5 protein-coding genes are annotated in these 12029 nt (G+C 53.8%); all 5 read right to left on the reverse strand.

Annotation, left to right across the window (positions count from 1 at the left end; translation table 11 throughout):
- Nucleotides 1–35 precede the first annotated feature (35 nt).
- The 5 genes from Q0106_RS01255 to Q0106_RS01275 all read right to left on the reverse strand — a co-directional run bounded on the left by Q0106_RS01255 (nucleotide 36) and on the right by Q0106_RS01275 (nucleotide 11458).
- Complete coding sequence (locus Q0106_RS01255; protein ID WP_297607832.1) at nucleotides 36–1079, reverse strand: IS630 family transposase; 1044 nt, start codon at nucleotides 1077–1079, stop codon at nucleotides 36–38.
- A gap of 144 nt (nucleotides 1080–1223) precedes the next feature.
- Nucleotides 1224–6224, reverse strand: coding sequence for a DEAD/DEAH box helicase (locus tag Q0106_RS01260; RefSeq protein ID WP_297607835.1), 5001 nt, complete (start codon nucleotides 6222–6224; stop codon nucleotides 1224–1226).
- A 316-nt stretch (nucleotides 6225–6540) separates the two neighbouring features.
- Nucleotides 6541–7698: a hypothetical protein gene (locus tag Q0106_RS01265; RefSeq protein ID WP_297607838.1), complete on the reverse strand. Its 1158-nt coding sequence runs from the start codon at nucleotides 7696–7698 to the stop codon at nucleotides 6541–6543.
- A gap of 1 nt (nucleotide 7699) precedes the next feature.
- The gene (locus Q0106_RS01270) at nucleotides 7700–9889 is read right to left on the reverse strand and encodes a hypothetical protein (RefSeq protein WP_297607841.1); all 2190 of its coding nucleotides are present in this window, start codon (nucleotides 9887–9889) and stop codon (nucleotides 7700–7702) included.
- 15 nt (nucleotides 9890–9904) lie between these two features.
- A complete protein-coding gene (locus Q0106_RS01275; protein WP_297607844.1) occupies nucleotides 9905–11458 on the reverse strand; it encodes a hypothetical protein in 1554 nt (517 codons plus the stop codon).
- Between the last annotated feature and the right edge of the window lie 571 nt (nucleotides 11459–12029).

Here is a 12029-nt window from a genome sequence, read left to right on the forward strand (position 1 = left end):
GCTGAAAATCAAAAGATTCCAGCTGAAATTAGAAATTAATGTGCGTCAGCCCTGTCGCTTTTGAAGGCGGAGGCGATCTCCTTTGCGTGCTCGAGCGTTTCTTCGTGACTCTTCGGCCCTTTCAGCCGCAGATTCGTTTTGAGCTGACGATTCAGAAACTCATCCGTGTTCAGTTCCGGCGAATATGAGGGAAGGAAAAAGAGTTCGATTTCTTCCTTATGAGCTTCGCACCAGGCGGCGACCAGCTTTGCGTGGTGAATTCTGCAGTTGTCGCAGATGACGAAAAGCTTTTTGCCCTTCACGCCGTAGTCTTTGATGAGACGATGCAGAAAGCGTATGAATGAATAGCGGCGCACGGCGCTTCGCTGAAATGCAAAAGCCGACAGACCCTGATTGTTCACGGCCGAGATCATGACCGGGGCGCCGCAGCAGGTGCGGCGATCATGCAGGATCGTCGGCGTCTTTCCGCGCGGCGCGCAGCCTCGGATCCAATTGGTATCCTGCTGGACAGCGGTTTCGTCTTCCCAAAAAATGGTGGCTTTTTCCTTTTTGGCACGCTCAGCAATAGCCGGGTATTCCGTTTCAAGCCAGCGCTGGACCGCAGCATCATCCTGCTGAATCGCTTTCTTTTTCGGACGCTGAGGCGTCATGCCCCATGAACGCAGGTAATTGCGTACGGTCGAGAGGGCGAGCTGTCTGCCGAACTCTCTGTAGATGAGCTGGCGCACTGCCTTGGCCGTCCACAAGGCAAAGTCGAACTTCAGCTGCGCCGGATTCTTGTCGACAATCCAGTTGGCAACCTTCTTTGCTTCTTCATGGCTGAGCATCCGCATTCCTTCTGCAGATGCCTCACTCATGCCGCGCTTCTTGCCGGCAACGGCGCTGTCAAAGCCTTCGGCCTGGTAGACCTGGATGATCTTGGTAACCCATTGGCGGCTCAATCCAAGTCTGCGTGCGATTTCAGCGCGCTTTACTCCATCACGGAAGTAAATGACGCAGCGGCAGCGAAGCTCCAGCTGGACTTCAGGAGTGGTCTTGCGACCGTCAAGAGTCGCGGTAGATTTGTTTTCGTAATTCATTTATCAAGTATACCCAGCCCAAACCTTTTGTCAACTATATCGATGCCGTGTTAATAAATCACTTTAGGAAGGCTGTTGCTACGGGAACAGAAACGCGTAAGCGGAGCAGTTATGAGCTTTACTGCCCCGCATTCCACAATATCACTAGGAAGTCGACATCAATCTTCTAATTTCCTCTACCGCCGCAGGGCGGTTGAAGCGCAGAAGCCCCTCATTGAGAAAAATGTCTTCTGAGTGCTGAGGCGGTTGCCGCATGGCGGCTAGAACGATCACCTTTCGGGCGTTTGAACCTCTTCTCAACAGCAGTAGATCGGATTGTGCCTCCATTCCAATGCCATACATCCTGAGCGTTGATTGCAATGGTGTGAGGAGCAGAATGATCCTTGAGAACGGAAGATCAGGAGGTAGCGATGAATGCTCGGCCCAATCAAGTAGCTCCAGGGCACTCTGGCGATCCAGTAGCTCGTTTACGTACTGGTTTCTGAAATGCCTCAGGCAGTTTTGGCAGGCCGTGCGGCATTTGCACTCTGTAAGAATGCGCCGTGTTTCCTTAAGCAATTCCTCAAACCTCGACTTCAGCGCCACCGCGTAGCCAGCACCGCTTGAGAGGGCATCGTAGAGAAAAACGTCAACGGCCTTGCCGCGCTCTAGACGACGGCGGTACCCGGTGACGAGTTCCGTGAAATCCACGTCAAGTATGCGGGATGCCGCTAGACGCAGAGCTTCGGCGAGAGACTGTCCGGCGCGATTTATCCATTCGCTGTCGGTGGCGAAATCGAAGAGTCCGTCATCGAATCGGATTTCAAATACAAGCATATCCGTAATGAAGTCAAAGCCCAGGTCGATGGACTGGACATCGCTGTGTGCGCATCTCGGAGTTTGCGGGCGCATCTTGCTTCCTCGTTCCGAGGGCATTAAATATGGGGCCGGGAATTTGCTGTCAAGCATTGGGCCGGGAGCAGCCGCACCGCAGACGGTGCAGAACGCGAAGCCTTCATCCCCGACGCCCTGATTACGCATAATGATCTGCTGATTGGAGCGGAAGGCAATCCGCATGCGTCCCCCTGGATATTCCGCCATGTTTTCGCTCAAATCGGGAAGCGTTGAATACTGCGGAGGCATCGCGCGCGAATACACCTCACTCGCATCACCCGGGAGGACTTCCTTGCCGCGAAGCGGACCGAAGCCCCATGGCCGAACCAATGGGCGGTCTTCGGTTGTCTGCCCGCCGCACATTGGACAACGGTAATCGGAGCTCATCCCATTGTCGAATCCAAACCAACCGCATTCCTTGCAGGAATAAACTCTCTTTTTCGTCCTGGGATCGTTCCAATGCGATTCTACCGGCTTCATCCAGCCGGCCTTTTCAAGAGGCTTGCTGAAGAGTCCGCCGACGAGGAAAGTCTTCTTATCCACCACAAGCGCACGGCCAGGTGCAAATTCGCTGATGGCAAGATCAATGCCTCGCTCGATCTGATAATCAATGGCGTAAGGCCTGTTTCTGTTTTGAACGGTCAGACTCACTACATTTTTGGGGAATGAATACGTGGGTATGACGCCTTCGCCGAAAAGGATGTCCAGAACGGAAAGTTCCTCATATTCCGCTTCATGAGTTCGGGCATATCGTGCGATCTCCTCCATTTTCGCGAAGAAAGACTCCAGAAAAACCTTCGTCTGGAGATTGTCGCAACTCCCCGGAAGCTGACCTAAAGGAATCGTCCATGCTTTTGCCCAGTTCCTGAGAACTTCCAGACTTTCTTTACTGAAGAAGTCTTTGCCGCTGATGCTTTCGGCACTGTCGAGTTCCTTCTTGATAACATCGCGGAAATAAGCTCGCAGAAGCAGCATCGATACATGGCGCTCGATCAGCTTCATATTTTCCACGTCGATCCACGGACGGCGCGGAGGACCATTAAGCATCGCGGCGGGTTCCCGGAAGTAGTAAGCATCATGCGGGCCGGTTTCGCAGAATGTCAGGATGGTCGAGAGATTTGAATTCCGGCGGCCGGCACGGCCGGCGCGCTGCTGGTAGTTCTCGCGCGTGGGCGGCATGTTGCGTAGCGCCACCGCCACCAGCGATCCGATGTCGATGCCAACTTCCATCGTCGTCGTACAGGAGAGAATGTCTACAGGGGATTCCCCTCTATTCAATATGTCTTGGAACCGGAGTTCATACTTCTCCGTCCTGGACCATAGATCATCTCGCTGATCCTTGTGGGAGAGCTGCGCCGTATGCTCTTCCGTATCGATATTGCGGATGCGCCGTTTCCCTTCAGCTGCTTCGAATATGGGACGGCGCCAGAAATCAAGCGCTCTTTCCTCATCAGTATTGAGCGTCCTGAGAGTCGCCTTCCTTCCGCAATGAGGGCAGTGTCCGCGAAGATCAAAGGGGGTGAGGCTGGAGCAGACGCTGCATTTGAGCCAGGGATGATCGGGCTGGTACCGAGGCTTAAGATACTTGAGAGAGAGCGCGAAGGATCCGTCATTGGTACTGGCAAGAAAAGCTCTTGTAAGCACTGAGGATGCGATCATGCAGACATCCTTCGTCCAGCCGAGAATCTCAGCAAATTCACGAGGGATGAGATCATCAATGCGGTCGATCGTATTAGCGGCAAATTTTCTGACCTTGGTTCGAATCAGCTTCGAAATAAATTGATCGAGGCATGCAGAGGATTCACACTGCCTCATGATCCATAAAGAAGCGAAGATTTTTGCTTCTTCAGTACTCTGCAGGGGAAGCTGGCCCTCCTTCAGCGCTTTGCGGAGCTGCTTAATTGATTCACGACTGGGTTCGAGCCAGCTGACGGCCGTTTCGTAAAAAGTATTGAAAGGCGCGCACCAGAGAAGCAGAAAGAGTTCCCTGTAGCCGTTGGGCGGCTCTCCAGGATCGACATCCTGCGGGTTGAAAACTTCACCGCATGCCTCATCATCGAGGCGGGTCTCTTCTATCAGTGCGCCATGACGGTGGAGCGTTTGACCTTCGATGCCTGCAAGCAGCGGCACCTGCTTCCGGAAGACATAGCTCGCAAAGAGGGGATAAAAGGATTCGAGATTCCAAGGATTCCCAGCATTCTGTTCAAATTCCTTAAGAACAAGACCAGCGATCTGTCTGCTCGCAGACAGATCGGCGGTCTCGCTCATGTCGCGCGCGAGTCTTGCCGCACGCTGGCGGCTATCGGAAAAAATGAGGACTTTGCGTCCCTCATTGGGATAGAGGGGATCGTCAGGTGCATAACCCGTAGCCGCGGGCTGCAGAAGGAATTGACTGTGCGCGAGATTGAAGAAGGACTGGCTGCCTCGCGTCTCGAATGTACGGATGGAGTCGCCCGATTGCCTGCCGCAGTGAGGGCAGGCACTGAATGCAAAGGGAGCGAGCGGATCGTCTTCCTTCTCGTCTTTCCCGGCTGTTTTCATTCGGTCGAGAGGTGCATAAAAAGCTCGCCAGCCTGCTTCGCCCTGGTGACAATCCGTAAAATCGAGCCAGCCGCTCTGCGTATTCAGCCAGACCCTGCGCTGACGTTTGGGATCAGCTTTGAAGCCTTCTGGAGGAATGTAGAAATCCGTGGATACAAGACGATTTGTACGTGAAGGAGCCGGCCGCTGCCACAGATAAGTGGCGTCTTCTTCATCCGGGGAGAGGTATCCCTGCAAGAAAAGCGCGCCGCAGCGCCGGTCGCTCTTAAGTTCATAGACCATGTGGCCGCAATGCCTGCAGGTACCGAATTCGCTGTCGCTTACGGATAGGGCTCCGAGCTTGATGCCGTCTTCCGCCTCCTCAGCACCGGAGCATTCCGGATTAATGCAGGCATAAACGCCGCGCACGCCGCGGAAAAGGAGATGGAGGCGAGCCGGGAAAATAACTGATCCATCGTCGTTCCTGGCGATGGGGGCAATCGACAGAAGAACGTTTACGGCATGTTCCTGTGCTGTTTTATCAAGCAAAGGGAAGATTTCACTGCCGAGCCGGGTTAGCGCCAGCGCTTTCCCTCGGCAGCATTCAATGAGCTTGCGGAAGGGCCTGAGGTTCTCCATATTGTGGCCGATCCAGCGCGCGGCTTCCTCAATCGAGGAAAAGACCCCGGAATCAAAGGGAAGAGACGTTTTGCTGAAGAAGCGGCGGAGTTCCCCGAGCTTTTCCTGCTCAGAACCTTCGAGCAGGTTGAGGGAAGCCGAGACAAATGCTTCCGGCGGTATTTCGAAAGCGTTTTCGCGGGACAATTCGGATCGTTCGCCGAAGATGAGATGGAAGGGGTGATTCGGATCATCAGCAGCAGTAAGGAGCCTCGCGAACAGCTCCACTGTGCCGAGTTGATCAACCGGCATGCTCGCAGTAGTAATGATGAACTGTACACGGGAGCGATCAATGCCGAGCGTATCGAAGAGACGCCGCACCAGAAGCGCAACTTCACCGCCGGCAGACCCGCGATACATGTGCGCCTCATCCATGACGATTAGAAGCTTCTCGTCAGGGTGATTCTCAAGCCAGCGCTGCGTGTGCTCCCAGATCCCGGCTTCCCGCTTGCGGATCATCATGTATTCCAGCATGGAATAGTTGGTGATGAGAATGTCGGGGGGCGTCTGCTGCATTTCGAAGCGCGTCAGAAGCTCGGCATCCTCCGGATCCGTTTCGGGATAAAGACCTGCTTCGAGTTTTTTGATGAAGGAAGCAATATCCTTCTTTGCCGGAATGCGGCCGAGTTCGACCAGCCGATCCCTATATTCCGCAACAGCTTCATTGGCAACGATCGACCGGAGCGTTGCCGCGAGCGCATCGTTCCCTTTTTGCGTCGGTTCCGGTCCAGGATAAGGCGTTCGTCCGGTATACATGCCGAACTGCGGTCGGCGGGAACCGGGGGCGCACTCGGACAGAATCCTGCGGAAAATTCCCTTCCTGTCGTCCAGCATTTTGCGAAGGCGTGCAAGCTGATCCGAAACCAGCGCATTCATCGGATAGAGAATGAGCGTTCGGACGGCTCGTTCCTCCCAGCTCTTCGGACTGCGTGACGCTTCACCAACGAGCCTCGAGATCATCGGCCACATGAAGCATTCAGTTTTGCCTGAACCGGTACCAGTGGCAACAAGAATGTCTTCGCCGCGGCCCCGAACAGCCTCAAGAGCTGCGATCTGATGAAGATAAGGCTTCATGTAGACGCCGCAGCCTGCACTCGCCATAGCAGAAAGAAACTGGCGCTCCTCTTCCGGTATGCGTGCCGTCGTAATGCCTTCCTGGCTGACTTTGTATGCCGGCGTCGTTTCAATCCAGGGCGTCTGATGGATGATTCCCGGTTCCTTGAGCAGCCGGGGAACGATATGCCTCAGAATCGGAGAGCGGACAAAGTACTGGGCATTGAGATAGCGTTCCAGTTCGAGGAGAAGTTCGCGATGGAATCCCCAAGCGCCTTGTTCGGTCATGGTGGTAGTCCTTGAAAAATGAAGCCGCAGTCTGCATGGCAGCAAATTCTTAGTTTTCGAATTTGAGGGTGAACCCTTCAGCAGTCAAAAGCGGAATAAGCATGGTGAATAACGGTTCTGCCATAATCCGCTGAAAAGGAGTCGGGCGGCTGAAGTCGGCCGGCCACCCAGCAAGTTCGCTGAATGAGGTTATTTCCGGCGGCGGCAGGTATCCGAAATTCACGCGCACAAAGGCATAGGGACAGTTGCCCGAGGTTGATTTCATACGCCTGACTTTCACAGGAGGCAGCTTTCCTCTCTCGCGGAGGATCTGCGCAGCAAAGGAAGTACTCCTCTGTGCGTCAGCCTGGCTGAGAGGCGCAATCTCCATTGTTGCACCTTGCTGTCTGAAGAGAAAGTAAGCCTGCGTCGGGCCCGATTTCAGTCGGGCAAGCGATAGAGCCGACCCTTCGGGTCCAGAACTTCGCTTCCTGAAGTTATGGGTGTTGTCCCAATATCCCAGGCTGAAATCTGATTCATGGAGATACTCAAGCGGCGGATCTTCATCGTCGTACGCATGCCAGACGGCATTCTTCACGACGCGGCGCCAGGCTTCTGACGGAGGCTCCGGCGGGACGCAGAGAAATGTTTCCGGAGCAATCATTATGGATTCGGCTTCGCCAGCCGGCAGAAGAATGTTCCCGGCTTCCTGCCGATTGACGCAAGGGGCGCCGGCACTCATGGTGCATGCTACCCCGGGACCGATGCCGCGAGCCAGAATAAGATCTTCGCCGGGAAGAACCGTGCAGCGGAATGGTGCGGGGAAAGCCAGATAGGGCTGACGGTACAGAAAACCGCGCGCTTCATAAAGCGTGAAGCAGCGATCCGCATAACCGACAGCTTCCTGGCGGCACTCCTCGGGAGAAGCGGACGATCCACGAGGCAGCCAGAGCTCGAGGACGGCACAGTAGGTGTTGATGAAGGCGCGCTTGACATGCACTTCTGATACGCCGTCCCTGATGCCTTCGGGTTCGTCCCATAGAGACGCGAGCATCCTGCGGCAGGCGAGCGAAAGGGCCGTTGATCGGATGCGATAGAGCCAGGCACCATTGAAATCAAAGAGCGGTATTCCGAGTGCTCCGGTGATCTCTTTGAAAGCCCTTTCTTTCAGCTGCAGATCAAGGCTTCCGGCCGTTTTTTTCTCAGCAACAGTGGTTTTCCAGTTCATGTCATTCCACAGCTGATTTGAATCGCAGGAAGAATTTTTCCAATGCGGCGACGGCGGATTGGGATGGTCCCTTCTCGAAATCATCCCATTTGATTTCCGGCAAAGCGGCGCGGTTCTCCCCCAAGACGGCAAGCGCCGGCAGGAGACAGAGCATGAGTGCGCTTTGCACCCGAAGATCCGGGAAAAGCGCTTCGGCATGTCCCGCAAGAACCTCATAGGATCGTTCTGCGTAGGGAAGCAGTCGATAGCCTTCGGGAAGTTCAAGCTCTTCATTCACACTGTTGACATTTAGCGATGCCCTCAGCCTTTCCACCAAATCGCCGGACATAGAGCTCTGCTGCATGTTGCGTTTTGTGAACGCTGAGTATGTCATCACTGCTTCCGTGCAAAGCGGAAGGGCGTAATTGAGGAGCGACGGAGCAAAAAGCTCGAGCTCTTCCGTGAATGCAAAGGTGAAGATCGGCAGCACCCGTCTTAGGCGCAGATCCGTGACAAGGCGGGTGAGGCGGCTACCGCCGAGCGTGCCCTTAAGAACAATGACGGGGAGAAAGATCTCGTCATTATTCAGATCGGCAGTTTCGCGTTCTATTTCTCTGAGTAGAGCTTCAGGCGAATGCTCCTCGAGGTCAGCCGTGAGTGCAGGACGACCGGTAACGGCCAGAGAGAGCGCAAGCGCGAGGCTGCTGCTCTGGGGGCCGGCAAAAATCAGAGGAAGCCTGAGGAGCATCGCCGTAAAAAGAAGTCCGCCTAAATCCTGGGAAAGAGGCTTCTCGACTCCTGCTGCGACAAGGTTGTGCCGAAGGAGATTCAGAGCATCAGAGAGCTCATTCAGAACTGACGGTGCCGCCGTGTCGGAAGTCAGTGGACAGAGCAGAGGTGATGCAGATGCCGGAGCGTGTCCTTGCACTACAGATGATGAAGAAAAGCCGGAATCCTTGAAACTTGCCTCAATAGCAGCCGTAAAAGGGAACTCGGAAATGAGCTCAGCAGCATCGCGACGCGCTGTCTCAAGCTTTTCAGCAAACCTGGCGCTCGCTTCTTTTTCCGTTGAAGCAAGCCGTTTCGCACGTTCTTCCGCGTCCCGACAGTTCTTCAGAGCAATTCTGTAATTTTTCTCTTCTTTTTGACGATCCTGCAGCAGTTGAGAAATAGCTTTCTGCATGCCGGTCAGCTCTTCATTGGCTTTCCGGATTTCACTCTGATGTTCAGACTCCCATTCAGAGCGAATATTCTTCTTGACGGCGCCAATCAGCTCCGGACGACGACACATGGCATGAAAGACGATTTCACTGGTGAGATCCTCTCCATTCACTACATTGGTGCCGTGCTCGATCAGCTCATTCTTTGCTTTTTGATAGTCGTCTTCTGAAATGCCCGTCTGTTCCAGCATCAGCGAATGCAGGTCTGGCTTTTCAATAATTTTGAGAAGAGCCTCGAGCGCGGACCGAGCGCTCTTCTGCATGCCCATCGCTTGGAACTGCGACCATGAGCAGAAGTGATCGTCGATGAGCCTCGCGAGAGCTTCTGTCGGCTCGCAGGTGGGGGACATGCCGATTTTCAGGGCGCAAGGCGGAGTTAGATCAGCTTCAGCCCAAAAGATTTCTGGTTTTCCGTGGTTCTTCCTCGCCTGAATGACATTGCCGGAATTAACTTGATACCGAGGAATGGACAGTGCTTCCCTGAATACATACTCATTGCCCTGCAGGAGAATCTGATCAGGATTAATGAGCCAGCCCTCTGCTTTGGCTCCGACAGCGTACATAAAAAGCGTCGGCAGGCCGCCGCAGGCGTTGATTGATTTGCGGAAGACCGCGTTCTTTAGAAGCTCTATGAGAGAATCAACTCCCGTGGGGAGCGACTCCACACGAATGGGCTTCAGATCTTCGCACAACGCGACTGTCGGAAAATCATAGGCGGGATTCTTTTTATTGGGTTCTGTCTTAAGATCCCAGAACCCCCACCCATTTACCTCGCGGCTTTCATCGCCGCCGTTGGGGAAAAAGCGGTTGCGGTTGTTGAATAGTCGTGGGGCATCAAGACTCGGCTCGAAAGGTTTTAGCTTCCCTCCCTTCAGGTCAGCTTTCCGGTATAGAACCCTGCGTGTTCCATTTTGATGCTCAGGGTCTTTTTCAATGCAGGAATAGCATAAGGATCGGCAAGTGAAAGTTTGTGGAGAGTATTTCAAGTTCATCGGGTGATGGGAAAATTAACGGGCAAGCCAGCCGCGCAGAGCGGCAAAAGGCAGTGCGTCTGAGAGAAGATTGGCCTGTGCCAAGCGCTTGTATTGCGGATTGTCTAAGAGCTGCGTCCATGCCGAATGCGGCAGCGGAGCAGTTTCCTGAGCTTTTGCTTCCCGGCCATCAAATGACTGAAGCTTCAACAATGGGTGCTTCAAGTCTGTCTTCAGAGACTTTATATGGGAAAGCGTTCTTATCAGATCGCATCCCACAAAAATACGGCAAACTTCCGAAGGCTTGATCGTCAGGATAGAGGCTTTTTCAGGTCGGAGCTCTATGCGGCTGATCACTACCTTGTCCGAATGGATCTCCGCCATTCCGTTAAAGCGTACTTTTGCACACACTTGAGAACAGCCTTTAGGAAGCGCCTCCCCCGCAATCAGGTCGCCCTGCAGCGTTTCAATTCGGCAGAGATCACGACGTGGAGAGGTGATTTTCGGCAGTTTGCACTCATCGAGAAAAACATATTTGAGCACGCTAGTTCTGCCGGAGGTGATGAGGAGTCGCTTCCAGTCGGCGGCTATTTCGATGAGCGCTGGATTACCGCCCGATTCCCTCACGCTGCTTTCAAGGTCTTGAGGGACCACATGATGGCGAGTAGCATCGCCCCTCGCGTAAAAAAGCGTGGGGCGCCGGGAATCGCGCTCGATAAGATAGGGGCGCTTCACCGTCATCGGCCAGAGCGGGAAAAGGCGAACCGGGGCTTCCGTGAGCCTCAGCTGCCAACGCATGAAGAATTTGGCGGCTTCTGCACAGTATTCCGTCGGTTTGATGCGGAAGAGACGCCAGCCTGGATCTGTTGTGAGCGGTAGTTCCGCTATATCGACTCCCTTGCAACGGAGCACATCTCGGCTAGTTAGAAGCCGATACACTTGACCGATTTCTATATCGCCGTCAGCAGGAATTCGTTTGGTGCTTGCTTCGTCAAACATGCAGCCAGCAGGTTCCGGCACGCCGGAAACTTTCGCTGGCCAATGAAGCTCTCTGCGAATCGCATCATCACAGTGCAGCGAATAGGCGTCAGCGATTTTTCGAAGCCGGAAGTAGGTTATGCCTGCCTCTGCAAGACGATCAAAACTGTATATGTCAGGCTTCGGCTCTTCTGTCCCGCCCATCATGCTGACGATGCGGAACTGGGGCATCCATCCCGTTTTGGCCTGAAAGCGCGCAATCAACCCCTTCGGAGCAAATAGTCCCAGAAAAAGATGAATTCTCTTCAGGCGTTGATCGTAGTCGAGCTTTAGAGGGAGAGCGAAATCCTGCGGGTCATAGTCGACAGGGCGGGCATTGAACATCCTCTCCGGGCAGTTCTTGTCGTCTTCGTGTTTGCTGTGTCGGAAATGAGATTGTTTCTTTCCGGCAGCCGTCAGCAGTACCGGCTGCTTGCAGAGTTCGCAATAGAAAACCTTGTAATCCGCTCTAACGGTATTGCCCTGAAAGCGGATAGATGCGTCGTGTGCCGTTATTCTGTCCCAGTGATGACGAGTCCTGTTCCAAGTAATGACGTGATTTAGCGCGGGCATGTGTGTGGAAGTTCTGGGAGAGGCATAGGTAAGAGTTTCAAACTCAGTAAGTTTACTGATAGTTGAACGCCTGAGAATGCCGCCGCAAGCGCCTACGCGACCTGAATATGGCGCCGGTACAGTGCGGATGACCCGGCAGCGCATCTGCTGAGTTCTGCGCTGCCGTGTCTACTGCCCAGCATTCCGGCGTTCCTGACTGCCGGAATGATCTCACATCAAAGATCCAGAGGAGGAATCTTCAGGGGTGGCAGACTTTTCACGAACTTCATCGGAAGGTCTGAGCAAGAACCGATTTTTATGACTGCAACCGGGAAAAACGGGCCAAACACATAAATTTGTCTGTTTACAGCATTAAAATCCGAATAATATGATGTTTTTTAAGGGAATTCCCTAGATATAGGCACAATTAGGCCTTTAATCTCCTCAGGAAACAGTCGACCGTGAAGAGACTGCAGAGCGCCAGCATCGTATTGATGCGATGAGCGTTCTTAGCAATGCCGCGATACCGGGTCTTGCGTAAGGATCCCATCGGTCGGTTTCCAAAAATATGACCGACCTTGAAAATGAAGGC

It is taken from the genome of uncultured Sutterella sp. (assembly GCF_937923675.1).
In the GTDB taxonomy this organism is placed as follows: Bacteria; Pseudomonadota; Gammaproteobacteria; order Burkholderiales; family Burkholderiaceae_F; genus Sutterella.